The organism is Olleya sp. R77988 (assembly GCF_044594215.1).
In the GTDB taxonomy this organism is placed as follows: Bacteria; Bacteroidota; Bacteroidia; order Flavobacteriales; family Flavobacteriaceae; genus Olleya.
In genome coordinates, this window is the sequence record NZ_CP138988.1 from 3188163 (window position 1) to 3214478 (window position 26316).

23 protein-coding genes and 1 pseudogene are annotated in these 26316 nt (G+C 30.6%); 19 read left to right on the forward strand and 5 right to left on the reverse strand.

Annotated elements, in window-relative coordinates; genetic code table 11:
• Positions 1 to 13: 13 nt before the first annotated feature.
• From SJY17_RS14500 to SJY17_RS14520, 5 genes are all read right to left on the reverse strand, one after another.
• Positions 14 to 1234: an NADH:flavin oxidoreductase/NADH oxidase family protein gene (locus SJY17_RS14500; RefSeq protein ID WP_397363286.1), complete on the reverse strand. Its 1221-nt coding sequence runs from the start codon at positions 1232 to 1234 to the stop codon at positions 14 to 16.
• Position 1235: 1 nt separating this feature from the next.
• Positions 1236 to 2804 carry a GMC oxidoreductase gene (locus SJY17_RS14505; RefSeq protein WP_397363287.1) on the reverse strand — a complete coding sequence of 523 codons (1569 nt, stop codon included), beginning with the start codon at positions 2802 to 2804 and terminating at the stop codon, positions 1236 to 1238.
• A 57-nt stretch (positions 2805 to 2861) separates the two neighbouring features.
• Entirely contained in the window at positions 2862 to 5504 is a 2643-nt protein-coding gene (locus SJY17_RS14510) for a TonB-dependent receptor domain-containing protein (RefSeq protein WP_397363288.1), read from the reverse strand.
• A gap of 34 nt (positions 5505 to 5538) precedes the next feature.
• Complete coding sequence (locus SJY17_RS14515) at positions 5539 to 7263, reverse strand: alkyl sulfatase dimerization domain-containing protein (protein WP_397363289.1); 1725 nt, start codon at positions 7261 to 7263, stop codon at positions 5539 to 5541.
• Positions 7264 to 7382: 119 nt separating this feature from the next.
• Entirely contained in the window at positions 7383 to 7976 is a 594-nt protein-coding gene (locus SJY17_RS14520; protein ID WP_397363290.1) for a Crp/Fnr family transcriptional regulator, read from the reverse strand.
• A gap of 149 nt (positions 7977 to 8125) precedes the next feature.
• Here SJY17_RS14520 and htpG point away from each other — a divergent pair, with 149 nt between their 5' ends.
• The 19 genes and pseudogenes from htpG (at position 8126) to SJY17_RS14615 (ending at position 26280) form a co-directional block, all read left to right on the forward strand.
• A complete protein-coding gene (htpG, locus tag SJY17_RS14525) occupies positions 8126 to 10018 on the forward strand; it encodes a molecular chaperone HtpG (RefSeq protein WP_397363291.1) in 1893 nt (630 codons plus the stop codon).
• 200 nt (positions 10019 to 10218) lie between these two features.
• Entirely contained in the window at positions 10219 to 10809 is a 591-nt protein-coding gene (locus SJY17_RS14530; RefSeq protein WP_397363292.1) for a Crp/Fnr family transcriptional regulator, read from the forward strand.
• A 279-nt stretch (positions 10810 to 11088) separates the two neighbouring features.
• On the forward strand, positions 11089 to 11589 hold the full coding sequence (locus tag SJY17_RS14535) for a hypothetical protein (RefSeq protein WP_397363293.1): 501 nt from the start codon (positions 11089 to 11091) through the stop codon (positions 11587 to 11589).
• 117 nt (positions 11590 to 11706) lie between these two features.
• A complete protein-coding gene (locus tag SJY17_RS14540; RefSeq protein ID WP_397363294.1) occupies positions 11707 to 12045 on the forward strand; it encodes a PadR family transcriptional regulator in 339 nt (112 codons plus the stop codon).
• Positions 12042 to 12473, forward strand: coding sequence for a hypothetical protein (locus SJY17_RS14545; RefSeq protein ID WP_397363295.1), 432 nt, complete (start codon positions 12042 to 12044; stop codon positions 12471 to 12473). The genes SJY17_RS14540 and SJY17_RS14545 overlap by 4 nt, the downstream gene beginning before the upstream one ends.
• A 25-nt stretch (positions 12474 to 12498) precedes the next feature.
• Positions 12499 to 12684 carry a hypothetical protein gene (locus tag SJY17_RS14550; protein WP_397363296.1) on the forward strand — a complete coding sequence of 62 codons (186 nt, stop codon included), beginning with the start codon at positions 12499 to 12501 and terminating at the stop codon, positions 12682 to 12684.
• Between the two features lie 127 nt (positions 12685 to 12811).
• Positions 12812 to 13276, forward strand: coding sequence for a hypothetical protein (locus tag SJY17_RS14555; protein WP_397363297.1), 465 nt, complete (start codon positions 12812 to 12814; stop codon positions 13274 to 13276).
• Positions 13277 to 13479: 203 nt separating this feature from the next.
• Positions 13480 to 13611 (forward strand): hypothetical protein, encoded by a 132-nt coding sequence (locus tag SJY17_RS14560; RefSeq protein ID WP_397363298.1) that lies wholly within the window; start codon positions 13480 to 13482, stop codon positions 13609 to 13611.
• Between the two features lie 141 nt (positions 13612 to 13752).
• On the forward strand, positions 13753 to 14400 hold the full coding sequence (locus tag SJY17_RS14565; RefSeq protein ID WP_397363299.1) for a hypothetical protein: 648 nt from the start codon (positions 13753 to 13755) through the stop codon (positions 14398 to 14400).
• A 152-nt stretch (positions 14401 to 14552) separates the two neighbouring features.
• Positions 14553 to 15134, forward strand: coding sequence for a hypothetical protein (locus SJY17_RS14570; RefSeq protein WP_397363300.1), 582 nt, complete (start codon positions 14553 to 14555; stop codon positions 15132 to 15134).
• Between the two features lie 113 nt (positions 15135 to 15247).
• On the forward strand, positions 15248 to 15859 hold the full coding sequence (locus tag SJY17_RS14575; RefSeq protein ID WP_397363301.1) for a YkgJ family cysteine cluster protein: 612 nt from the start codon (positions 15248 to 15250) through the stop codon (positions 15857 to 15859).
• Between the two features lie 43 nt (positions 15860 to 15902).
• The gene (locus SJY17_RS14580) at positions 15903 to 16850 is read left to right on the forward strand and encodes a tRNA dihydrouridine synthase (RefSeq protein WP_397363303.1); all 948 of its coding nucleotides are present in this window, start codon (positions 15903 to 15905) and stop codon (positions 16848 to 16850) included.
• 49 nt (positions 16851 to 16899) lie between these two features.
• Positions 16900 to 18228: a hypothetical protein gene (locus SJY17_RS14585; protein ID WP_397363304.1), complete on the forward strand. Its 1329-nt coding sequence runs from the start codon at positions 16900 to 16902 to the stop codon at positions 18226 to 18228.
• A gap of 41 nt (positions 18229 to 18269) precedes the next feature.
• Positions 18270 to 20474, forward strand: a pseudogene (locus SJY17_RS14590) (B12-binding domain-containing radical SAM protein).
• A gap of 173 nt (positions 20475 to 20647) precedes the next feature.
• Positions 20648 to 22906, forward strand: a complete 2259-nt coding sequence (locus SJY17_RS14595; RefSeq protein ID WP_397363305.1) for an FUSC family membrane protein — start codon at positions 20648 to 20650, stop codon at positions 22904 to 22906.
• A gap of 33 nt (positions 22907 to 22939) precedes the next feature.
• Positions 22940 to 23497 carry a hypothetical protein gene (locus tag SJY17_RS14600; protein ID WP_397363306.1) on the forward strand — a complete coding sequence of 186 codons (558 nt, stop codon included), beginning with the start codon at positions 22940 to 22942 and terminating at the stop codon, positions 23495 to 23497.
• Positions 23498 to 23511: 14 nt separating this feature from the next.
• Positions 23512 to 24468, forward strand: a complete 957-nt coding sequence (locus tag SJY17_RS14605) for a c-type cytochrome (protein WP_397363307.1) — start codon at positions 23512 to 23514, stop codon at positions 24466 to 24468.
• Positions 24469 to 24589: 121 nt separating this feature from the next.
• Positions 24590 to 25270, forward strand: coding sequence for a carboxypeptidase-like regulatory domain-containing protein (locus SJY17_RS14610; protein WP_397363308.1), 681 nt, complete (start codon positions 24590 to 24592; stop codon positions 25268 to 25270).
• 2 nt (positions 25271 to 25272) lie between these two features.
• Positions 25273 to 26280: a transglutaminase domain-containing protein gene (locus SJY17_RS14615; RefSeq protein ID WP_397363309.1), complete on the forward strand. Its 1008-nt coding sequence runs from the start codon at positions 25273 to 25275 to the stop codon at positions 26278 to 26280.
• Positions 26281 to 26316 lie beyond the last annotated feature (36 nt).

Sequence of the window (26316 nt, forward strand, 5' to 3'; positions counted from 1 at the left end):
TATTTTAAATTGATTAGAACCATCCCTTTACTAATTCGTTTTTTAAGAATCTTAAAATGCCAATGGTTGGACTATAATTTGGTTTTAGTGGTTTGTTTTTAGCTAATTGATGGATTTGATAATCGTAAAATCCAGCTTCGGCAAAATCTGCCATTTGTTTTATTTTAAAATTGAATTTAGCATCACTGATACGTTCTGAATCTCTATTAACAAAAGACGATGGAAAGCTTTGGTCTGCTAAAAAAGGTCTTGCAAAACCTATCATTTCTAATTCATTATTATCTAAAACTTGTTCGCAAAAATCAATGGTTCTAAATCCACCAGTTACCATTAATGGTATTTTTGTGACACGTCTTATCTTTTCAGCAAAATCCATAAAATAAGCTTCACGTTTTCTTGTAGATTCACGCTCGCTCCTTTTTGTTAAAAACACAATATTCTCGTAAGTTCCTCCAGAAATTTCTAACAAATCTATTTTTAATTCGTGTAATTTTTCAATTACATAAAGTGCATCTTCTTCATTAAAACCACCTCTTTGAAAATCTGCGGAATTCAATTTTACTGCAATAGGAAAATCTGCTCCAACTGCTTGTCTAGTTTTTTTAATTATTTCGAATAAAACCCTTGAACGATTTTCAATACTTCCTCCATACTGATCTGTTCTTAAATTGGTTTTTGGAGATAAAAATTGACTTATTAAGTAACCATGTGCTCCATGTATTTGCACACCAGTAAATCCTCCTTTTTTACAAATAGAAGCAGTAGTAACAAACCGTTTAATAACGTCTTCTATTTGTGCTTCTGTCATTGCTTTTGGCTTTGCAAACAACATCATTTTTTTTAACTGAACAGCTGATGGTGCAATAGGTTTAAATGTAGAAAAAATAGTAGACTGTCTTCCTGCATGACTTATTTGTGCCCAAAGATGATTACCATTTCTGGTACCTTCTTTAGTCATTTCTTGCATGGCTTTTAATCCGCTTTCATCTTCTACAACTATGTTTCCAGACGCTTCTTTAAAGCGTTTGTCTACCATTACATTTCCTGTTATAAGCAATCCTGCTCCAGTATCTGACCATTTACCATACAAATGGCTAAGTTTAGCATTTGCATAATGGTTTTTACCTGCTAAACGTTCTGTCATTGCTGCTTTTGCTATCCTGTTTTTTAAGACAGTTCCACAAGGCAGTGTTAAGGATTGTAATAATGAAGATTCTTTTTTAAATAACGTCATTTTAAGCTTTATTTGGTATGTTGCTCATTGCATATTCTGAAATGGCAGTTATGGATAATGATGGATTTACTCCTGGATTTGCTGATATCATCGATCCATCACAAACCATCATATTTTTATATCCAAAAACATTACAGTTTTTATCGATTACACCTTCTTTATTATCTTTTCCCATGACAGATCCACCCAAAATATGAGCAGTTGTTGGTGTACCTAACAAAGCATCTGTAAAGTTTGCATACGGAATTCCTTTTACCATTTTACCAAAACGCTTCCCGATATCTAATGCCTCAGGTATAAATGCGTTTGGTTTTTTACCTTCTTCGGTTACAGATTTCATTCTGGTAAACTTGCCTTTTTTTATTTGTAATGTGCTATCTAAAGTTTGCATAAACAACAATACTGTTGTTCGTTTTGCATAATTTTTTGCAAATATGGTTTTTATTAACTTTAAAGGTTGTTTTAAAATTAGTCCAAAGATTCCTAAAATTCTAAATAAAGCAAACCTATTATGTATTGTAGGAATTGTTAAGGCTCTAAAAAAACCAGACCCTTCTCCATATCGTACAGGCTCTAAATGGCTATTTTCATCTGTATGTAGAATAGAACCAATTGCTAACCCTTTAGAAAAATCTTTATGGTTTTTTTCTGTCGAAGTCAATAACATTATGGACTCGTTATTTGTCCTTACATTACTACCTACACGATCTGACAAATTTGGTAATGATGACTTTTTTAATTCTAACAACAAAGGAACAGTACCCATAACTCCTCCAGAAAAAATAACTCCTTTGGTTGTTACGGTTTCCTTTTTACGTTTCCCTATTTTATTTTTATATGAAATAGTATAACCTTCAGATCCATCTGCATTACCAATTGGAGAGACATCGTATACTTCTTTTTCTGCTATAATTTTTGCTCCTAACTGCTGCGCTAAATACAAGTAATTTTTGTCTAATGTGTTTTTAGAATTATATCTACAACCTGTCATACAAGCACCACAATGCACACAACCCGTTCTGTCTGGTCCTTTACCGTCAAAATAAGGGTCTTTTACTGTACGACCTGCTTCACCAAAATACACACCTACTTTAGCAGCTTCAAAATAATCTTCTTTTCCAATATCTTTTGCTAATTGTTTTACAACTAAATCTGCAGCATCTAATTTTGGGTTTTTAACAGCTCCAAGCATTTTATAGGCAGTATCATAAAAAGGTTTTAAAGTGGTATGCCAAGTATTTAAACTTGCCCAACTACCAGACTTAAAAAACTCTTCTTTTGGGATAGGTAATGTGTTAGCATAGGTTAAAGAACCACCACCAACACCAACACCAGAAAGTACTGTAACATGATTAAGAAAAGTCATTTTAAAAAACCCATGCAAACCACCTTGAGGTAGCCATAACCATTTTTTTAAATTCCAATTAGTTTTAGGAAAATCTTCTGATTTAAACCATTTACCTTTTTCTATAACTAATACTTTATAGCCTTTTTCGCTTAAACGTAATGCGCTAACAGAACCTCCAAAACCACTACCAATAATAATATAATCGTATTCTAATTGAGTCATATTAAATAAATAAAAAAGGAATAGGATAAAGCCTATTCCTTTTTAAAATTAGCGCTATTAATCAATGTGAACTGTTAATTTTCCTAAAATTAATCGTCCAACATATGGTGCATTAGTTATAGGTCTGTAATCTTGATCAAATGCATTTGTTACAGATAAGTTAAACTTATAATTATCATTAAACTTATATCCTAAACTAACATCAACCACTGTTGAAGCATCGTTAGTTCCTGTCCAAGAAGAACCATTAACAGATTCAAACTCGCTTCTGTAACGTGCTGCTACATTTGCAGAAAACCCTGTTTCTGGTAAATAATCCACACCAAATTTTGCCTTTAAATCTGGAACATTTAATGCAAATGGCACTTTTTGATCGCTTCCTAATATATTAATCTCTTCCCAATAGTTTTTACTAATCCAAGAAGCATTTCCAAATAAAGACACATCATCTGTTAAAGCATAATCTAAACCTAAATCTACTCCAAAATAATCTACAGATTCGATATTAAAAAATGTAAGGTCAATAACATTATTTGGCGACTGATCTGCTGTTAAAAAACCTACAACAGCAGTAGAACCATCAGCGTTTAAAGTTAATGTTTCTAATCCTGCTTGAAATGTCTGAGCAATAGTTGCTCCATTTGGAAGAATAATACCTGAATTATCAACAGCTGCAATTGCATCATGTAAATCTTGTCCTGCTGTAGCATATCCAATTAATGGAGACGATTGTACAGTAGCAGTTAAATTCTTTTCTCTTTTATTGTAATACGCATCAACTGTAACTCTTAACTTATCTGTAACACGTCCATTATAACCAATTTCAAATTGGTTAGATATAGACGGTTCCAATTTACCTCTTTCTAAAACTGGTCCAAAAGCTGTAGGACTTGTTGTTGATCCTGAAGCTGCTATTTGTGGTAACAATGAATTTATATAAGGCTCTAAAGGAGATCCTGCAAAATTCTGCGCTACCACTTGATACAATCCTGCTATTGGTAATTCACTTGGCACTGCTCCTAAACCACCACCTAAAATATACGCATTTCCGTCGCTATACGTTAGTTCATCAGCACCACCATTTAACCAAACAGGAACTGTTCCTCCAATAGCTGCACCAACTTGAAAGTCTGTAAATAAGTTTAAGGCAACTGGTGCTCCTGTAGAATGGTTATATGTTGCTCTAAAAGTATGGTTTTCATCATGCTTATAAACAACTCCTAATCTTGGAGAAAATGATGTATGTTCTAATGCCTCAAACCTGTCTACTCTACCAGCAGCAATTAAATCTACTTTATCTGTAGCTTTATATTTACCTTGTAAGTAAGCTCCATATATTGTATAATCATCATCGTCTTCAAATCTTCCATAAAGAGACCCTTTAGAATCTGTTATATTTAATCTATAATCTGTACCAACAGTTAGGTCTAATTTATTATCTAACACATCAAAGTTATATTGCATTTGCCCTTCGTATTGGCTAATATCATTATATTGTGTTGTTCCTGTAGGATATAACCATGTGTCATCTCCACCAATTTGCTTAGACCAAAAAGCTTGAGCAAAAAAACCGCCAGATTGTAATCTTATCTGAGCAAAAGGTCTTGGTAACTCAGAGTATCCTTCACCTTGACCAACTCTAATTAATCCTTCAGACTTACTATATCCTCCTGTACCAACAAGTGTTGTTTTATCACTAATCTTATATTCTAATGTTCCTGTAAAACCATAACTTTTAGTATCATAATCTGGAATTTCAGAGATCCCTAGATTTTCTCCTGTTACAGAACTAAATATTTGAGTTGCATCATCAGAAATACGTGCTAACCCTTCTGGATCATCAATTTCAAAATCTTCTGCACTTCTTACAAAACCAGTAACTTTAAAACCTAATTTTTCGTTTTTAGAAACTTCAGCATATCTAAATGCAGCTTGCACTTGTTGTTGATTACCTAATCCTAAACTAAACGTTAATCCTTGTTTTTTAAATGGACTTTTAGAAATAAAGTGAACAACTCCTGCTTCTACTCCTGGACCATACAATGCACTTCCAGGTCCTTTTATAACCTCAACACGATCTAAATCTATCGCATCCACTGGGTTTTGACCATATTGATTTGCACCTAAACTTGGAATAGAGACATTTCTGTAATCTGCAATAACAAACGTTTCTGTTTGAAATGCTGTAGATTTTCCTCTAAGGTTAATTTTACCTTCTCCTACACCATATTGAGCAACATCAACACCTGTCAAGTTTTTTAATCCCATAACTGGGTTAGCTGTAGAATAGGCTTCCATTTTTTTGGAGGTTAAAACACTTACTGCTGCAGGTGCTTCTTGTATTTTTTCGCGTTTTCTAGACGCAGAAATAATAACTTCATCTAAAGTATTATCATCATTTAACACAATACTTAGTGTTTGATTTGATTTTGTGACCTGTACAGACTTTGTTTCAAATCCAACACTACTTACTTTTAAAGTAAATGGTGGCTTTTCTGAAGTTGACAATGTAAAATTACCATCAAAATCTGATGCTACTCCAGTAGTAGTCCCATCAATAACAATATTTGCGCTTGGTAATGGTATACCACTAGCGTCTGTTACATTTCCGTTAACAACGGTTTGCGCAAAAGATTGCACACCAAACAACAGTATAAATAACAGTGCTGCTTTTTTTAATTTAATAATTTTTGTTTTCATAAATAATACTATTTAGGTTGAGTTAGTTAGTTAGTTAATTTTTAAACATATCAAAAAAGCTTTTAAAAGCTAGAAGAGTTCCTTTTTTAAAATCTATTTTTCCAGAAAAGTAGCTACCTAATCCACCATCGACTCCTGCTGCTAATCTTTTCCAATTCTCGGATTCCATTTCAATTTCTATATCTGCACCTTCAATTTTAAAAGCTTGGATCTCTGCAACTCCTTGTCTAACTTGCACAGACCAATACTCTTCTACATCTGGAAAATAAAAATTTACTTTTTTATTTTGATCCAGACTTTTTTCTGGAATTAAATTAACAGACATTCCGTCAAAAATAGATTTTAGTGTTAATTGTTTTGCAACCTCAGCAGTTGCTGGTTGGTTTTTAATTTCTAGCCCTTTTAATTCTAACGCGCTTGTTAAATAGTAATGTCTCGCGTTTGGATTAGAATTGGTTTCGCCTAGCTTTATTAAACAATCATATCTAAGCGTTTTTGCCTTTTGATCGTCTTTATTCAGTTGTAATAGGTAGTCTGTTAACTCTAAAGCCCATTGGTATTCTTTATCATTAAATGCATGAGTTGCTTTATCGGATAAAGCAGTGTGACCTCCTACTAATTCTGCCATTTTTTCGGCTTTATCTTTAACAGCTAAAGGTAAAAGCGTGGATGGATTACCATCAAAAAATCCTAAATAACCATTAAAAACAGATTTTACTGACCAATTAACTTTACCATAAAACTCTTGTAAATATGGCGATTTTGCTAAATGTTCTGGCAAAGTAATTTTCTCTGCAATTTCATCAGGCATTAATCCTAAGTTAATATTCCTAATGGTTTGGTCATGTACAAACTGGATAGCATCACGATAATCTGTAAGTATGGTTTGCACACTATCCTTATCAGTAATTGGCTTGGTATGACTTGGTATAACAATTTCTGGATTTAGATAACGCATCTTATCTATACTTGCAGACCATTTTTTTATATCTCTGTAAGATGTACCTCTAATGGTATATAAATTAGGAAAAGTTTTATAGATATTATCTCCAGACAAAAGTATTTTCTTGTTTTCTAACCAAACAAATAATTGGTCGTCTGTTTCTCCTGGTGCATGTACCAGTTTCATTTTTATACCAGCCTCTTCAATATTAAGTTCTTTATCAAAAACATGTGTTGGTTTTAAAACACCCCAACTTACTTCTTCGTCTAATTTTAAAAAAGGTCCAATTCCAGCATTAACTAAAGCGTCTTCATCTAATAAATTACCAAACATTCTGTAACTACGTTTTGTAATGATTGGTCTAATAACATTAACCAATTTTTCAATATGTAGTTGGGTAGTTTCGTGTGCGTAAATTTTTGGATTATCACTTCCAGCCATCGTTTTAGCTCCAAACGTATGGTCTGGATGAAAATGTGTGTATATTATAGCAACAACTGGTTTATCTGTAATTTTCGCAAAAGCAGCTTTAACTTTAGTTGCTGTATTTGTAGATTCCATACAGTCTACAATCACAACACCATCTGTCCCTTCTATTAAAATAGAGTTAGCCAATCCAAAGCCAATTGCAACATATATATTATCAGAAACTTTAATTATTTGCTCTTCAAACTCTTCTGAATGTTCTTTTAAATCTTGTGTAGAATTAACTTTTGATTCAAAATGAACTTTGTTTTGACCATCTTTTCCGCATGACACTATAGCCAAAGCCATAAAAAACAATCCCAAATATGCTATTAACTTGTTGATACTCACCATTAATTTGTTTTATTGAGGATTTTATAAAAAACATATGGTTTTATTATAAAATTCCTAATAATTGATGGTGAAATATATGAATTGTAAATTCTAAAAAAATTTACAATTGTTAAGATTTATTTTTTTTCTAACTTTCTTTTCATAATTCTAGATAAAGACACAGGTGTGATTCCTAAATAATTAGCAATATCTTTATGATAAACCGTTTTAAAAAACTGAGGACTTTTTTGAAGTAAATCCTCATAACGATCTTCTGGCATTTTATTTATCATAGACTCTATCCTATAGGTTAGTGTCTGTACAATCTCTTTATAAGCAGATAAATAAAATTTTAAAATGGTTGGATTTTTTAAAGCCAAACTCTCTAAATCATTAAACTCAAAAACTAAAAGTTCGGTTTCTCCAATAGCCTCAAAAGTATATTTAGACACTTCTTCATTAAACAAGGCATTTGGCGCACCCATAAATGTATAAGTAGGTCTTAGAAAAATATTTTTTTCTACTCCTTTATTATTGATTAAATACCCTCTAATGGTACCTTTTAAAATAAAAAAGGCTTTTGTCCCTTTTTTATTTGACTTAATAATTGCCTCCTTATTTTTAAGAACAACAAGGTTACATATTTTTAAAAAAGCATTAATGTCTTCATCCTCTGCACCTAAAATTAAGCTTTTAAGTAATGGTATTAATGATTTTATATTGTTTTCCATAGTCAAAATAAAGGTACAAAATAATATAGTTTTAAATGCCATCTTGTCACCTTTAATTAATTGGCATTTTTGTTGACTATTACAAAAACAGAAATTAATAATAGATTTTTTCGCTTTAGCGGAAATAACAAAAAATAAATTATAAAATCATGGCAAAAGGAAGTATTAATGTTTCGGTTGAAAACATTTTCCCGTTAATCAAGAAATTTTTATACAGTGATCACGAAATATTTTTACGTGAGCTAATTAGTAATGGTACAGATGCGACCTTAAAATTAAAGCATTTAGCAAGTATTGGAGAATCTAAATCTGAATACGGAAACCCAATTATTGAAATTAAAATAGATAAGGAAGGTAAAAAACTCCATATTATCGACCAAGGTTTAGGTATGACAGCAGACGAGGTTGAAAAATATATCAACCAAGTGGCATTTTCTGGAGCTGAGGAGTTTTTAGATCAATATAAAGACAGTGCAAAAGATTCTGGAATAATAGGACATTTTGGTCTTGGATTTTACTCGGCTTTTATGGTTGCAGAAAAGGTAGAAATTATCACAAAATCTCATAAAGAAGATACTGTTGCTGCACATTGGACTTGTGATGGTAGCCCAGAGTTTACTTTAGAAGCACATGACAAAACAGATAGAGGAACAGAAATTATCCTTCATATTGCAGAAGACTCGACAGAGTTTTTAGAAGACGCTCGTATTAGTAGCTTATTAAGTAAGTATAACAAGTTTATGCCTATTCCAATTAAATTTGGAACAAAAACAGAAACACTTCCTAAACCGGAAGGTGCTAAAGAAGAAGATGCTGCTCCAACACAAGAAGTAGATAATATTATAAACAACCCTAATCCTGCTTGGACAAAACAACCAACAGAATTAGAGGATGAAAACTACAAAAGTTTTTACAGAGAGTTATATCCTTCGCAATTTGAAGATCCATTATTTCATATTCATTTAAATGTTGACTATCCTTTTAACTTAACAGGTATCTTATATTTCCCAAAGATGACTCAGGATATGTCTATGCAAAAGGACAAAATTCAACTCTATCAAAACCAAGTATTCGTAACAGATAATGTAGAAGGTATTGTACCAGAGTTTTTAACTATGCTACGTGGTGTTATAGATAGTCCAGATATACCTTTAAACGTATCACGTAGTTATTTGCAAGCAGATGGAGCAGTTAAAAAAATTAGCTCTTACATCTCTCGTAAAGTAGCAGACAAATTAAAATCGTTGTTTAATAACAATCGCGAGGATTTTGAAGCTAAATGGAATGATATTAAGATCGTGATTGAATACGGAATGCTATCTGAAGACAAGTTTTTTGAAAAAGCAGACGCGTTTGCATTATATCCAACAGTAGATGGTAAACACTATACTTATGAAGAGTTATATAACAAAATTAAAGCTAATCAAACAGATAAAGATGGTAAGCTAGTTATACTATATGCAAGTAATGAAGACAGCCAACACAGTTATATTGAAGCTGCAAAAGCTAAAGGTTATGAGGTGTTATTATTAGACAGTCCTATTGTTTCGCATTTAATGCAAAAATTAGAAAGCACTAAGGAAAACATATCATTTGCACGTGTAGATGCAGATTCTGTTGAAAAATTAATTGCAAAAGAAGACACTGCAATTTCTAAGTTAGACGAAGAACAAACTAAAGCTTTAGACGAAGTTTTAAAATCTGTAATCCCTTCAGAAAAATTTACAGTACAATTAGACGCATTAGATAGTAATGCTACACCATTTATGATTACTCAACCAGAATTTATGCGTCGTATGAAAGAGATGCAAGCGTCTGGTGGTGGAGGCGGAATGCAAATGTTTGGTAATATGCCAGAAATTTACAACTTGATTGTAAACACTAATTCTGATTTGGTTAATGAGATTTTAAATACCAAGACTAAGAAAAAACAAGAACGTTTAATTACACAAAGTTTAGATTTAGCACGTTTATCTCAAGGCTTACTAAAAGGTAAAGAGTTAAGTGACTTTATAAACCGTAGTTACGATTTATTAAAATAAACGCAGCTGAATTCCTTTAAAAAAAAGGAATCTCTATCCTAAGATTATTTTTTCGCTTAAGCGGAAATTAAAAAACCACCTATTTTAGGTGGTTTTTTAATACAACGTTATCCATTCAACTAATATTTAACATAAAACGTCGACGCTATATAACTGTTAACCAATATTTTAATATCTTTTAGAGACCAAATAACCAACCCATGTCTAAAAAACCAATAGATATTAAAACTATTTTTAAAGGTCTTCAATTTTCTAAACAAGAAACGGTTTTAGTAGAAGGACTTTTTACAAAAGAAATTTATAAAAAAGGCGATATTATATTACAGCCTGATGACGTTGTACACTTTGAGTATTTTATAAAAGAAGGGTGTTTACGATCATTTTACATAGATAAACAAGGAAAAGAACATACCGTACAGTTTGGGGTAAAAGATTGGTGGATTAGCGATTATACAGCCTATTTCTCTACTGCTAAATCCATAATGCATATAGAAGTACTTCAAGATGCTATAGTCTACAAATTATCATTAAAAGATAAAAAGTTGCTATACCAAAAGGCACCAAGTACAGAAAGCTATTCTATAAAAAAATTAGAGCGTGCTTTTGCAGCATTTCAAAAACGTATTTTATCTAACCTATCAGAGACAGCTACAGAGCGCTATATTAATTTTAAACGCACATATCCAAACATAGAGTCTCAAGTTAAAAACTATCACATAGCCTCTTTTTTAGGTATTACCACACAAAGTCTAAGCAGAATCCGTAAAAAAATTAGCCAAACATTAAATTAGTTACCATACATCAATTTTTTCTAGATATCAAAGCAGTAATTTTGCCACAACTTCCCTTAAAAGTTAATTGATAGCTAGAAAAAGTGTGGACCAAATAGGGCTCACACTTTTTTATTTTTATGTTGTTATTATAAGTATTTCACCTTACACAATACAAGTATAAACAAAGAATCATATCCTAAAAATAATTTTTCGCTTAAGCGGAAATTAAAAAACCTATAAAAACTACTACCTTCGTTTTATAAAGTAATAAACAATTTTAAAACCTATTCTTAAGTCATGATTAAACTAAAACAGTATTTCTTAACTATCATTTCAGTAACATTATTAACTTTAATGTCATCTTGTGGTGCAATAGTAAAAGGACAAGCTAACAAACATATAACTGAAGAGAAAGGTGCTATTCCACCACAATTTGGACAAGATAAAACAACCGTTTTATTTCTTTTACATCATAAAAGTTATAATAAGTATTTAAAGAAAAATGTTAAAAAAATATACAACGGAAAACACCTTTTTATCACACCAGAGCAATTAGCTTCTAACAGTAAATATCAAGATACTGAATCCTATAGATTTGTTTTTGATTACGATTATATTACATACGACTATGTTAATAATGACTTAGAGACCAAATATGGTAAAGTAAAAAAGTTTAATGTATTAGACAGAAAAGACGACAAAAGATATGTAGCTAAAATGACTTCTGGTTTATGGAGCAAACTTCAAAAAGTATATCTAAAAAAATTAAACGAAAAAAGACTATCGTTTAAAAACTAAAAAAATATCGCTTTCGCAGAAATCAAAAACCACCTAGTTATAGGTGGTTTTTTTATGTTCACGAAAAAAATAATACATTTTATTAAAATGTATTTAAAAAAAATGTATATTTGTCATATGTATAGCAAAGAACTCACAAAAGGAACATTACAACCCATCATTTTAAAGCTATTAAGTCAGCATGATAAAATGTATGGATATGAAATTACCCAAAAGGTAAAAGAACTAACAAAAGGTAAAATAGACATCTCTGAAGGTGCTCTCTACCCTATTTTACACAAGCTAGAAAGTAAAAATGTGTTAGAAACAGAAAAAGTTTATATAGGCAAACGTGTACGTAAATACTATTCTGTAACAAAATCTGGTAAACAAGTTATTGCAGACCAAACCAACCAGATTAATGATTTTATAAAAACCCTGTCGCTAATATTTAACCCTAAACCAACTGCAAAATGAGACTAACAGACCAACAGGTAGACTACATTTCAAACAATTTAAAGTTGTATGGTTTAAAAAATCAAGATTTAAAAGAAGACATTTTAGATCATATATGTAGTTATATAGAACAAGCAGAAGACATCACTTTTGATCAAGCCTACAAAAACGCTATCCAGCAATTTGGTGGTTATTTACACATTAATCAAATACAAAGAGAAACCAATGCACAACTGTATTTTAAGTCCTCTAAAAACCGAAAAAGATTACTCTCCATTTTACAGCTTATAACAGCAATGCTTATAGCTACTGGTAGTCTATTTAAAATCATGCATTGGCCTTATGCTACTGTGCTAATTTTTATAGGGTTTATTTGTTTAATACTACTAACCTTACCATTGTATTTTTACAATAAACACAAAGACCAATCACTTAAATATCAATATTAATATTAACATTAAAATCAATCAAAAAATGAAAAAATCAGTTTATGTTTTAGGCTTTTTAGCCATCTTTACCTTAAGTACAGCATCATTATTTAAAATCATGCATTGGCCTTATGCAGGCATCTTAATTTTTATAGGGTTTATACTTTTTAATTTTGGGTTTTTACCAACCTTGTTTTATAAACTTTACAAAAAGGATGTTGCAACAAGCTAAAGTGCCACACTTATTAATATTACATTTTAAGATTATTTTTTCGTTTAAGCGAAAATCAAAAAATCACCTTTTTAGGTGGTTTTTTTGTTTGTAATAAAAAAAACATACATTTATAAAAACCATACTTATGAAAAAAATAGTTTTTCTCCTTTTTATTGTTGCTTTTAGTGCTACTGCACAAAAAAAACAAAAAGTAGACAAAAGTCATGTTTATAATTATTCCGAAACATTACAATTTAGCATTCAAAAAATCACCAAAGCCAGAACCTCTAACAGAGGAAACGTAACGTATGTTGCAAAAAAAGGAACCCGTTTTATATCCATCATGTTTAAGTTTGAAAACAAATCTTCCAAAGAGCAGGTAATAGATTTTGAAAAAATACTGTTGTATGACAAAAACCTAAACCTTATCAATATAGATTTTGTAGTTAAAGCCTTAAAAATGACCTCTAGATATGACAGATACCAGCAAAAATTAAAAGCGAAGAAAAAAGGAACTTATTTTGTTGAGTTTGCTGCCTCAATCCCAAAAAACGATAAGATTAAAACTTTAAATATTAATGGTCAAATTATAGATATTGTTTATAAGTAACCTATTTTACAAGTCTTAATACCAATAAAAAACCACCTTTTAGGTGGTTTTTTTGTGCTTTATTTTACCGTTTACGGAAACCCGCAAAATATATTAATTGAGCTGTTGTAAATTGTTTTTTGTTAAATAAAATTATGTGTTTATCATAGTATCATGGAAACAACAAATTTTCTTTATCTAAAATTTATTAAAAAAATAAAATTATGACTAAATCAAACCGAATGAAAAACGCGCCAAGTAAAACAAGAAATAAATCTGGAGGAGGAAGAAATAATAATCCACCAAAAACATCCAGTAGAAACTTATCTAATTCAAAAAGAAATTCTAAAAAATAACTGGTTTATGGTTTACCATAAAACAAGTATTTTTATGTGTTGTGCTTGTGGTTTGGCAAATAAAAATACGTATTGATTTTCTAATAAAAAACAACTAACTTCGTTGCAATAGTAAACTTATCCACCTATTAGAAAAATTAAATGGAAAAAACAATAATAGAAGATTTTTATCAAGGGAATGTAATAATTAGAGAAGAGATTAAAGAATGTCTTGATGATTATAAAAATGGAAATTGTGTTACAATTGCTCTAATAAAATCTGCTATTGTACAATTTGGATCTATTGATGCTATTTTTAAAAGCTTTGATGAAACAAATAATAAAACCACTGTAGTATTTAAAGACTCTTTTGAAGCCTCAGTTAATTTAGATGAAATTAATATCGTCAAAAATATTTCTGGAATTATACCACATGATAATTCAATATATTACGAAACAGCTATAAAATTATTCTCAATAATAGCTAAGAGAATATATTTAACTAAAGAAAATTTCTCTTCAGAATGTATTACTGATTTTAAAAGTGCAGTTGAATATTTAAATGCTGGTTATTCAACAAAAAAAGCATATAAATTATTGGCACTTCAAAAAAAAGAAATTAAAAAAAAGAATATCAAAAAATTTAAAAGCGCAATAATTTATTCTGGAGCTCATGCATCATACTGCAGTTATGGATATCAGGATATTTTTGGAAAAACATACAAAATAAAACGTGTGTTTGGGATTAATTGGATGAAAAATCCAAGAGGAATTGGAGGTACAATACTTGGAGCATATATATTAAAATGAACATCATTATAAACAACACACTTAATTAACCAATAAATACCGTTTATCTAACCAAAGGTACCTTTTATTGATTAATTGTTTAATACAATATAGTCTTACAGTATATTGCAACTGTAAATATAAAAACGACTATTAACAAACACATCTAAAAAATGAAAACAATCAAATTTGCTTTAATCGCTTTTTTAACAATCACCTTTTTTAATTGCGATAATGACGACGACAGTACCAACAATGTTTGCGAAAACGGTTATGTTAGCACAGCAATCACTAATGCTTTTGCTACTGGCTACGATGATCTTCCAGAATGGATGGATCTAGAAACACATGAGTATGATATCCAAATTAATGCATCTGGAGAAATTTGTACAATAGGTTACCAAAACCCAAGTACTTATACAGGTAGTTATACTATGGAAGTTATAAATAATACTAGTAGTGCTAGTTATTCTGGTGTACATACTTTTGCACAAGGTAGTTTAGACTACCAAAGCATTACATCTGTAACTGTAAATGCTGGAGACATAATAACTGTTAGACGTACTATAACTGCTGGTTACACTTTACTAAACGAAACAATTGGTCGTGTGTTACGCAAATCCGATTTTACAAATGTACCCTATCCATTAACAGCTGGTAATGTTGTATTCCAGAGCTCTAATTTTTATGGAGCTGGTGGACCTGTACCAAACATAGCACAACCTTATATTGCTTTAGGCTTTAAGGTTAATTAAGCTTAGCTATATTTTGCATTTAAAAACCACTTCTGTTAGAAGTGGTTTTTTGTTTTTAAACAAAATAAACACAGCATACGGTAAAAATATAGTCTACCTTCCTAAAAAAAGAAATGTCGATAGAAAGAAGAGTGCGATTGGTAGAATGTTTATTTGAAGATCTAGACACAGAAATATCTACATTTAAACACAATACAACATTACATTGTATATCTGGTTGTGGTAACTGCTGCACTAACCCAACGATTGAAGCATCTCCATTAGAGTTTTTACCATATGCTTTTCATTTGTTTTTAAATGGTCAAGCTGAAGACACACTTAAAATATTAAACACTAAAGCAAAACAATCTATTTGTCATATTTACAGTCCGTTAAATGTTGTAGACAATACTTTAGGACGTTGTAATAATTATAAATATCGTGGATTAATTTGCAGACTTTTTGGCTATGCTGCTTCCAATGATAAGTATGGACAAAAACGTTTAGTAACATGCAAGATTATTAAAGAGAACCAAAAAGGATCGCATCAAGACACATTAGAAGCTATAAAAAATGGGCTTTACGTACCACTATTTACAGACTATTACATGCAATTATCACAAATAGATTTTACTCTAGGAAACCTTATTACACCAATAAACAAAGCATTAAAATTAGCTATTGAAGAAGTGTTACAGTATTATGCTTACAGACCTTTTCCGAGTGGTTTAGTAAATATTGCGTAATTGTTATTTTTTGAAACTATATTTGCGCAACCTAATTATTTAGATGTCAATTACATTACTCTCTTCACCTTTACAAGGCTTTACGGATTTTAGATTCCGTAATGCGTTTCACCATTATTTTGGAGGTATTGACACGTTTTATGCACCTTATATAAGGTTAAACGGAAAGTTAAAAATCAAAACCTCGTACCAGCTAGATTTACAACCAGAAAACAATACCACTTTAGAAGTCATTCCACAAGTCATGACTAATGATCCAGACGAGTTTTTATTTGTAGTCAAGTATGTGCAAAGTTTAGGTTATAAGGAGTTAAACTGGAATTTAGGTTGTCCTTATCCAATGGTAACAAAATCAGGAATGGGTTCTGGCTTAATTTGTAATCCTACAAAAATTGATGAGGTTTTAAAAAAAGCACACAACGAAAGCGACATAACGGTTTCCATGAAAATGAGAATGGGTTATGAGCATGCAGAAGAGATTTTAGACACCTTCCCTATTCTAGACAACTATCCACTTAAAAACATTGCAATTCATGCCAGAATTGGAAAACAATTATACAAAGGACCTGTAGATCTGGATGCGTTTGAGCGTTGTATAATAAGCACTAAACACAAACTGTATTATAATGGAGATATTACAAGTGTGGAGTCTTTTAAAAAAATGGAAACGCGCTTCCCAAGTATTGATCATTTTATGATTGGTCGTGGTTTAATTGCAGATCCTTTTTTGCCTAGTATGATTAAAAACAACACGACAGAATATCCTAAAAACCGTTGGGAGATTTTTAGAGAGTTTCATGATACAATCTACCAACAATATGATGAGTATTTGTCTGGACCAACACCAATTAAGATGAAAATGTTAGGGTTTTGGGAGTTTTTTTCGCAATCATTTTCTAATCCACAAAAAACATACAAAGCCATTAAAAAAGCTGGAAATCCTGTAAAATACAGGCAAGCAGTCGCTACTATTTTAAATAATGAAAAATAATTGTTAAATATTTAATTTTATATTTACATAAACCAACCATTAAATAGTAATGAGAAATAATTATAGATCCAAAGCCTTTAAGGAATGGTTAGACAAGCTACAACAAGAAAGTTGGCAGTTAGAACTTATTATTTCTGGGTTTTCAATTTATGGATTATCTCAAGTACTTGAGCCTCTTAATGTGTATATTAACATTACACATAATGAAAACAATCCTGTTCTCGGAATTGCATTAACTATAGGACTTGTATCCTGTTCTATATTAATGTTTACTTTATTAATACATGTTGTATTAAGAGGTTTATGGATTGGAGCATTAGGTTTACGTTATGTCTCAGGAGATATTGATTACAAAAAACTGAATTATAGGCCTAAGTTTGATCGCTTTCTAAGAAAAAGAATGGGATCTTTTGATAAGTATATTTCTAGATTAGAAGACTATTGTAGTGTACTTTTTGCAATATCTTTTTTACTTATTTTCTATTTCATTACATTTCTTTTGTATGCTGGATTGCTGGGTTTAATTGGTTATTTTCTTGTTGATGGTAATGAAACTAAAAACGTCGCATTATTTTATACTGGAATAGTATTAGTGTTTGTTGTCCTGTTTGGAATGCTATTCACCTTCATAGATTTTATAACACAAGGGTATTTAAAAAAGAAAAAATGGTTAGCTAAAATTTACTTTCCTTTTTATTGGGTGTTTAGCTACTTGACACTATCCTTTTTATATCGTCCTTTAGTACATAACTTTTTAGATAACAGATTCGGAAAACGCTTAAGTCTAATCTTAATTCCTATCTATTTTTTAATCATAGCTGCTACATCATATAATTTAAAAAGATCTAATTATTTTTCATCCAATAATAACTCCAACACCTACACTGCTAATAGTCTAAATTATGATGATGAGACTACTGAAAAAGGCACATTTGTAAGAACCGCTTCTATCCCATCAAAAATAATTAAAACGCGCTATTTGCCTGTATTTATTAATTATAGAGAAAGTATTGAAGATGCAGTATTTACATTTAATGAAGGCTTAAAACCTAAAGAAGACAATCGTGGTTTTAAATCGGATTTTACTATTGGTTTTAATAATTTTAATAATAGAATAAATAAAGACAGTTTAAGAACAGAATACATAAAAACATTATCTGAAATCTACAGCTTTAAAATTGACAGTTTAGAATATCCAAATCCAGAATTTTTATTTACTAAACACAAAAATAAACAAGATGGTTTTGAAACCGTAATTAGTATTAAAACACTGATTGATGGAAAACATGATTTAGAAATTTATAGATTATTAAAAACCAAAGACACTATAAAAAAAGACTTAATTAAAACCATTCCATTCTGGTATTACAAAGACTAATTTTTCAAGTACCTTTACAGCATTAGTTTTAAAACCATATTTTGAAAGATCTCTTACTAATAACACCCCCTTTTACCCAATTAAACACTCCTTATCCTGCTACAGCATATTTAAAAGGGTTTTTAAATACTAAAGGTATTTCTGCATTTCAGATGGATTTAGGTATTGAGGTTATCTTGGAATTATTCAGTAAAAAAACGTTTAATAAACTATTTGATTTAGCAATAGAAAACGACACTATTGTTACAGAAAATTGCCAACGTATTTACACTTTAAAAGACGATTATTTACAACCCTTAGATGCTGTAATATTGTTTTTACAAGGAAAAAATCAAACCTTAGCAAGACAAATTTGCACCACAAATTTTTTACCTCAAGCCTCTAGATTTCAGCAATTGGAAGATATGGATTGGGCTTTTGGCGAAATGGGAATGCAAGACAAAGCTAAACACCTAGCCACTTTATATCTTGAAGATTTATCAGATTTTATTATAGAATGTATCGACCCTAATTTTGGATTTAGCAGATATGCTGAGCGTTTAGGGCAAAGTGCAAATGCTTTTGACGAATTATATGAAAGTCTTCAGAATAATGCAACATTTATTGACCAGATAACACTTACAATTTTAGATAAAAAAATAAAAACTGTACAACCAAAACTAATATGTTTTTCGGTTCCTTTTCCAGGAAATTTATATAGCGCTTTTAGATGTGCTCAATTTATAAAAACTAATTATCCAGACACAAAAATTGCAATTGGTGGAGGTTTTCCTAATACAGAGTTACGACAAGTTACAGATAAACGCGTCTTCGATTTCTTCGACTTTATCACATTGGATGATGGCGAGTTACCAATAGAATTATTACATAATGCTGTTTGTAATTCTGAACAAAGTGAAGCAATCTCAGAAAACGAATTTAAACGCACTTTCCTTTTAGAAAACGGAATTGTAACCTATAAAAACAACACTACAAAACCAGATTATAAGCAACTAGAAGTTGGTACTCCAGATTATTCAGATTTATTGTTAGAGGATTACATTTCGGTTATAGAAATTGCTAATCCAATGCATAGTTTATGGAGTGATGGACGTTGGAATAAACTAACTATGGCTCATGGTTGTTATTGGGGAAAATGTACATTCTGCGATATATCTTTAGATTATATTAAAATTTATGAACCTATTACTGCTTCACTTTTAGTGGACAGAATGGAGCAATTAATTGCACAAACTGGAGAAAACGGATTCCATTTTGTGGACGAAGCTGCTCCTCCAGCTTTAATGAAAGCCTTAGCTTTAGAAATATTAAAACGACAACTAACCGTTACTTGGTGAACCAATATTAGATTTGAAAAAAACTTTACGCAAGACCTCTGCTATTTACTTAAAGCATCTGGTTGTATTGCTGTTTCTGGTGGTTTAGAAGTAGCATCAGATAGATTATTAAAACTAATTGATAAAGGTGTAACTGTTGAGCAAGTTGCACAAGTTACCCGAAATTTTACTCAAGCCAACATTATGGTTCACTCCTATTTAATGTATGGCTATCCCACACAAACAATACAAGAGACTGTGGATAGTTTAGAAATGGTTAGGCAATTGTTTCAGCTTGGTATTATACAATCTGGATTCTGGCATCAGTTTGCTTTAACTGCACATAGTCCTATTGGTTTAAACCCTTCGGATTATGGTATTACACCTAATTATAAAGACATAAGTTTTGCAAATAATGATATTGATTTTAAAGACAAAACTGGGATCGATCACAACCAATTTAGTTTCGGATTAAAAAAATCTTTGTTCAATTTTATGCATGGTATTGGGTTTGATTTTGATTTGCAAGAATGGTTTGATGTAAAGATTCCGCAGACTACAATTGCAGAACATTTTATTGAAGATTGTTTAAATACCCAAACAATTTTAACTACCAAACCTACTGCAAAACTAGTATGGTTAGGACATTATCCTTTAGTTACAGAGCAAACCAAAACTAAAAAAGGGTTTATAAATGAATTTTTAGAACTAACGTTTCATGATAAAACGGAACGTCTTCAAATTAAATTAAATAAGCCTGAAGGCGAATGGTTGCTTAATACATTGGAAACTTTAAAACCAACAAACGGAAAAACAGCATCGTTTTCAGCATTAAAAAAAGACTTTGAAACACAATTTGAAGATTTTGAATTGTTTTGGTTTTCAAAATCGATGCAAAAGCTTAAGGAATTTGGATTATTAATACTTTAACCAATTGAATATTATAATCCGTCAATTCGAGTGAATTTCAAAAATAAAATGATTGAAATTTGTATCGAGAATAAGGATTTTAATTAAAGTTAGTTCTCGATACGATTTCTTGTACCTCAAAATCACTCGAACTGACAAGTTAAATAAACCCATTTAACTTACCTTTGTAAATCATGCAAAGCAAGCTTAAAACACATATAAAAAACATCGAACTTTTTTTTAAAGGCTCTAACTTTTACAGAGGAGTTGTGGTAACTATTGCTATCGTTTTGCCTTTAGCAGTATTATTTTCTATAAATTTATTTGAGTATGCTCCAGCTATTGCTTTAGGTTCGTTTTTAAATGCACCAAGTGATATACCAGGAAGCTTAAGACGTAAAACAAACGGAATTCTTATTAGCATAGGGTTAACAATGCTAATATCATTTATTATATTTTTAACCAAACCAGTTTTTATTTTACTACTTGTAGCTATTGCTATTCTTGGGTTTTGTTCTAGTTTAATTTCTGCTTTTGGGTCTAGAGCATCATTAATATCATTTTCAGGTTTATTGGCAATTGTACTTGGTTTAGCAGTAGATAAACCAGATTTAAAATCTATTGTAATACATGTTGGATTGCTAGGCGTTGGTGGTTTATGGTACTTATTTATTTCGCTTTTATCTAATAAGATTTTTCCAAGAAAAGATGATGACCAATTATTATCTGACACTTTAAAATTAACTGGAGATTATTTAAAACTAAGAGCTAAACTATTAACCAAACCTAACAAGCGTGGCAAACTATCGGAAAAAGCTTTAGTCATCCAAACTGAGATAAGCGAAAAGCATGAAACTTTAAGAGAATTGCTTTTAGAAGGACGCAAACGATCTGGACGATCCTATTCTAACGAAAGACGTTTATTAATATTTATTTCATTAATTGATATTTTTGAATTAGCAGTTGCCAACACACTTGATTACTCTAAAATCGATGCTTTATTTGGGCAAAATAAAGACCATTTAATTCCTTTTAAAAAGATGAATAAAGAGTTAGGAAATCACCTAATTGCTTTATCTGATCTTTTAATAAAAAAAGCTGATTTACCTGATAGACAAATTTTAACCACAATTTTTGATAAAACTGAACAAGCTATATTAGAGTATGTTGATCAAATAACTTTACCTAAAGCACGCGAAGGTGCTATAACACTAAGAAACCTTCAAACATACCAAAAGCAATTATTACGTGAAGTTAGAGCTATTAGACGTGTATTAAATCGTGTAAAAAACAATTCTAAAGTCACTTTAAAAACCCAAGAATCTAAACAGTTTTTAACCTCTCAAGATTATAGATTTAATATCTTATTGCAGCATTTTAGTTTAAAATCTCCAATGCTTAGACATGCCTTAAGGTTGGCATTTGCTATTGTTTTTGGGTTTTTATTAGGTAGCATTTTAGACCTAAAAAACGCCTATTGGATTGTGTTAACCATTATTGTTATTATGCGTCCAAATTATGGTTTAACTAAAGAGCGCTCTAAAAACCGAATTATAGGTACCATTATTGGAGCTATAATTGCCACACTTATTATTTTAGTTACCAAAAACATGATACTTTACATGGTGTTAGCAGTAGTATCGTTAACATTTGCTTTTTCGTTAATACAACAAAGCTACAAAGTTGGAGCTGCATTTATAACAATACACATTGTTTTTGTTTACGCGTTAATAGAGCCTAATGCATTTGCAGTGATTCAGTATCGTGTTATTGACACAATCATTGGAGCTACAATTGCTGTATTGGCTAACTACATACTTTTTCCTAGTTGGGAGTATAAAAATTTGGATGATGTCATTTCAAATGTTATCTCTTCAAACAAGAATTACCTAAAGGCAACCAAAAATTTATATCATGATAAAGTGACTAATAACTTAGAATATAAAGTCTCTAGAAAAGAAGCTTTTCTAGCCATGAGTAATCTAAATGCTGCCTTCCAGAGATTAACTCAAGACCCAAAATCTAAACAAAAAGAATCTGTTTTAATTTATGATATAGTAACTTTAAACCATACTATACTATCTGCTATTGCGTCTATTGGAACCTATATTTTAAATCATAAAACAACTATGGCTTCAGAAGAATTTGATACTATTATCGAAGGTATTACTGCGTCATTAAAACATTCTGCTTCAATATTAGACAACAATAAAATCTCAATTTTTTCAGAAGAAAAAGAGATCCATCAAGCCCACAATACCTTGAAAAAAAATTATGAGAATCTGTCTCAAAAAAGAGATATAGACATTAAAGCTGGTCAAACCCAAATTGACAAAAAAACACTATTAAACCTTCAAGAAGCACACTTAATTAGCAATCAGTTATTTTGGTTAAAATCGTTATCTGCAAATTTATCTAAAGCGACTTCCAAGTATAAATCTGTTTTTAATTAACTTGCGGATAATAATCTCATTATAAAGCACCTCTTGAAAGCTACATTTTCAGATCGTAAAAATTTCGCTATTTATTCTATAAAAAAGCACCTTGGACTTATTGGTATTGGCTTTGCTTTTATAGTATTTGGTAGCATATTTATGCTTATTGGTTACAAAACTAATGATGGTTTAGGCTTCATTATTTTTGGTGGAGCTTTTATTGTAATTAGCTTATGTTTTATGCTCTATATGTTACCTTCCAGCTTTATGCATTATTATGAGCAAGCCGAAATTAAAAAATACGGAAGCTTCACAACTGCTAAAATAATTAATAAACGTGTGGATGACTATTCGCATAATACTTCATCCTTTGATTCTGGTGGTTCAAAACATATTGAAGAGTTTTTATATGTAATCGAATTTGAATTCACTTACAACAATCAATCCTATCAAAGCGAGTGCTTTTTTGAGCAAAAATCTACTTTTGAAGCTATTACATTAGACACAGAATTGCCTATAAAGTTTTTAAAAACCAAACCAAGACACGTAACTTTAAGACGTAGAAAACTATCTAACCAAATTGGTATACCTGAAAAAATGTGTCGCTAGATAACTTAATCCAAATGAAAAAATCAACCAATATTATTTTTGTATTTACAATTATTATTACTTTTTTGTTTAGCTGTGGTACAAAAAAAGACACATCAAATTATCAAGACAAACCAACAGTAGATAAAAACACTTTAATTTATCAAGTCAACCCAACGGTTGACAAAAATCTTTTAGCTGCATATGGTCAAAAAATATACAACAGAGAACAATGCAATCAATGCCATACGCAACACATAGAAAATAAATCTTATAAACTTGTTAGCTTAGATGGTATTGGAAATAAATACTCAAACGAATGGTTATCTGCTTTTTTATACGATCCTAAAGCAATTATCCATAATGCAAAAATGCCAGCTTATAAAAAACTATTAAAAACCTCTTTAGACAAGACTATACTTACTGAAATTGCAAAAGAAAACAAGTGGACTATCGACCAAGAAACGCTTTGGGAGAACTTAATACATGAAGCTAATTTACTTTCTGATTCTTTTAAATATGAAAGTAAGCCTGTTAAAAAAGAAGCATTAGCACTTATTGCCTATTTGCAAAAGGTGCCAATAAGTAAAGAATTGGGCAAAATTTATGATGCGGAAGATGCTAAAATCGTTAAAAATAATTCCAAATGGGATGGGATTAAAAACCAAGATGGCGCAATACTCAAAATTATTGATGACAAAAAAAGTGTTGCTCTTGGCGAAAAATTATTTAGAATTAATTGTGCTGCTTGTCATATGCAAGATGGTAGAGGTGGAATTGGCCCTAATTTAACTGACAATTATTGGATACAAGGAGGAAACAAAACAGAGATTGCAAAAGCAATAGCATTTGGTGGTCGTCCTGGAAAAGGTATGATTGAATGGAAAGCAATATTAACTCCTATAGAAATTGGACACCTTACCGCTTATATACATTCTTTAAAAGGAACAAATCCTGAAAACGCAAAAGCACCTGAAGGCGAAAAGGAATAATTTATAGACTCATTAAAAAAGACACTTCCCTCATTAAAAGGTAGCGTTGACTCATTATCGGTTTTTAAATACGTCTTTGATATTTAAGTTTGATGTAACATAACATTAAAACCTAATTATCATGAATAACAATTATAATTTAAACATCAAAACACCATGTCAGGAAGATTTTAATTCTTTTTCTCCAACTAATGCTGGAGGTTTTTGTGGCTCTTGCCAACAAGAAGTTGTCGATTTTTCTAAAATGAATGCACAAGAAATTAGTAACTATTTTAGCATTAACAATACACAAAATACCTGTGGACGATTTAAAGCCACTCAATTAAACACCTTGGAAGTTGTTCCAGAAAAAAGAAAGTACTTAAGTGTTTTAAGCGGAATTGGATTGGCTTGTTTCTCTTTATTATCATTAACAACAGCACAAGCACAAGACGCTAAAAAAATAGAAACTACAGGAGAAAATCCACCAGAAATTAAAGTAGCAACTGAAAAAGAAATCCAAGTTAAAGGTGTCGTTTTAGACGAAGATGGCTTACCTCTACCTGCACTAAATATCCTTTTAGAAGGCACAACTATTGGAACATCCACAGACTTTGATGGTAAATTTGAATTCCCTCAAAAACTAAAAAAAGGTGATGTTTTAGTGTTTAGTTATATAGGTTATGAGTCTAAAAAAATAACAATCGATACTACAGATTCTGCTTCTACTGTAGAACTAAAAATAGATATGGATAGCCATACATTATATATGGTTGGTAAAGTAGACGTTAAACAAGTGTACAAATCAAAAAAGAAAAAGTAAACATGAAAAATAAATTCTTATTTATTTTATGTCTTGTTTTTAATAGCGCTATTGCGCAAGTATCGGATTTTAAATCTATAGATTTTACACAAGCAGATAATATTGCCAAATTACATGAAGGTAATAACTTAGACAATCTTCCATTACTTGCGCATAATTTAACCTACAAATTAAAAACAGATGCCGAAAAATTTAGGGCTATTTATTTTTGGGTTTGTAATAATATTAAAGGAGATGCTATCCAAGATCATAAAGTATCTAAAAAAAGAAAACAATTTAAAAATGATAGTTTAGGCTATCTTAAATGGAATAATCAGTACAAAATAAAGGCGTTCAAAAAGTTGTTAAAACACAAAAAAACCATGTGTACTGGTTATGCGTATTTGTTAAAAGAGCTTTGCTTTTTTGCAAACATAAACTGTAAAATTGTTAATGGTTACGGAAGAAGCGTCACATCAAACATTGATAGTTTAGATATGATAAACCATTCTTGGAATGCTGTAAAGCTTAATAACAAATGGTATTTATGTGATGCAACTTGGTCTAGCGGTTATTTACTAAACGGAAGCACATTTATTAAAGACTATAACAATGGTTATTTTTTAACTGACCCAATATTATTTGCTAAAAACCATTTTCCGATTAACAAAAAATGGTATTTAAATGACACGTTAAAAAATCAAAAATTTGTAGTCTCTCCAATTGTTTATGGCGAAACATTTAAACACAAAATAATACCTGTAAGCCCTTCAGAAATGAATCTAACGACAATAAAGGACAAAGTAGTTAATTTTAGTTTTCAAACTTTACAGACAATAAATAAAGAGACCGTAGCTTTAGTTTTATTTTCCGGAATTAACCAAATACCATTTACTATTTACGAACTTAAAAATGACAATGGATTAATTAGTTTTAAAACTAAATTTAAACACAAAGGATTTTATGATATCCATTTAAAAATTAAAGAAGATATAGTGGCAACTTACACTATAAAAGTAGAAAAAAGTTAAACCTTTTTTTTACGCTTAAAAAGTTACCTTTGTAGC

What these genes read in the sequence shown, in the direction of transcription:
- SJY17_RS14500 (WP_397363286.1), bottom strand. Translation starts at nt 1,234, where the DNA reads ATGACGTTATTTAAAAAAGAATCTTCATTATTACAATCCTTAACACTG.
- SJY17_RS14505 (WP_397363287.1), bottom strand. Translation starts at nt 2,804, where the DNA reads ATGACTCAATTAGAATACGATTATATTATTATTGGTAGTGGTTTTGGA.
- SJY17_RS14510 (WP_397363288.1), bottom strand. Translation starts at nt 5,504, where the DNA reads ATGAAAACAAAAATTATTAAATTAAAAAAAGCAGCACTGTTATTTATA.
- SJY17_RS14520 (WP_397363290.1), bottom strand. Translation starts at nt 7,976, where the DNA reads ATGGAAAACAATATAAAATCATTAATACCATTACTTAAAAGCTTAATT.
- htpG (WP_397363291.1), top strand. Translation starts at nt 8,126, where the DNA reads ATGGCAAAAGGAAGTATTAATGTTTCGGTTGAAAACATTTTCCCGTTA.
- SJY17_RS14530 (WP_397363292.1), top strand. Translation starts at nt 10,219, where the DNA reads ATGTCTAAAAAACCAATAGATATTAAAACTATTTTTAAAGGTCTTCAA.
- SJY17_RS14535 (WP_397363293.1), top strand. Translation starts at nt 11,089, where the DNA reads ATGATTAAACTAAAACAGTATTTCTTAACTATCATTTCAGTAACATTA.
- SJY17_RS14540 (WP_397363294.1), top strand. Translation starts at nt 11,707, where the DNA reads ATGTATAGCAAAGAACTCACAAAAGGAACATTACAACCCATCATTTTA.
- SJY17_RS14545 (WP_397363295.1), top strand. Translation starts at nt 12,042, where the DNA reads ATGAGACTAACAGACCAACAGGTAGACTACATTTCAAACAATTTAAAG.
- SJY17_RS14550 (WP_397363296.1), top strand. Translation starts at nt 12,499, where the DNA reads ATGAAAAAATCAGTTTATGTTTTAGGCTTTTTAGCCATCTTTACCTTA.
- SJY17_RS14555 (WP_397363297.1), top strand. Translation starts at nt 12,812, where the DNA reads ATGAAAAAAATAGTTTTTCTCCTTTTTATTGTTGCTTTTAGTGCTACT.
- SJY17_RS14560 (WP_397363298.1), top strand. Translation starts at nt 13,480, where the DNA reads ATGACTAAATCAAACCGAATGAAAAACGCGCCAAGTAAAACAAGAAAT.
- SJY17_RS14565 (WP_397363299.1), top strand. Translation starts at nt 13,753, where the DNA reads ATGGAAAAAACAATAATAGAAGATTTTTATCAAGGGAATGTAATAATT.
- SJY17_RS14570 (WP_397363300.1), top strand. Translation starts at nt 14,553, where the DNA reads ATGAAAACAATCAAATTTGCTTTAATCGCTTTTTTAACAATCACCTTT.
- SJY17_RS14575 (WP_397363301.1), top strand. Translation starts at nt 15,248, where the DNA reads ATGTCGATAGAAAGAAGAGTGCGATTGGTAGAATGTTTATTTGAAGAT.
- SJY17_RS14580 (WP_397363303.1), top strand. Translation starts at nt 15,903, where the DNA reads ATGTCAATTACATTACTCTCTTCACCTTTACAAGGCTTTACGGATTTT.
- SJY17_RS14585 (WP_397363304.1), top strand. Translation starts at nt 16,900, where the DNA reads ATGAGAAATAATTATAGATCCAAAGCCTTTAAGGAATGGTTAGACAAG.
- SJY17_RS14595 (WP_397363305.1), top strand. Translation starts at nt 20,648, where the DNA reads ATGCAAAGCAAGCTTAAAACACATATAAAAAACATCGAACTTTTTTTT.
- SJY17_RS14605 (WP_397363307.1), top strand. Translation starts at nt 23,512, where the DNA reads ATGAAAAAATCAACCAATATTATTTTTGTATTTACAATTATTATTACT.
- SJY17_RS14610 (WP_397363308.1), top strand. Translation starts at nt 24,590, where the DNA reads ATGAATAACAATTATAATTTAAACATCAAAACACCATGTCAGGAAGAT.
- SJY17_RS14615 (WP_397363309.1), top strand. Translation starts at nt 25,273, where the DNA reads ATGAAAAATAAATTCTTATTTATTTTATGTCTTGTTTTTAATAGCGCT.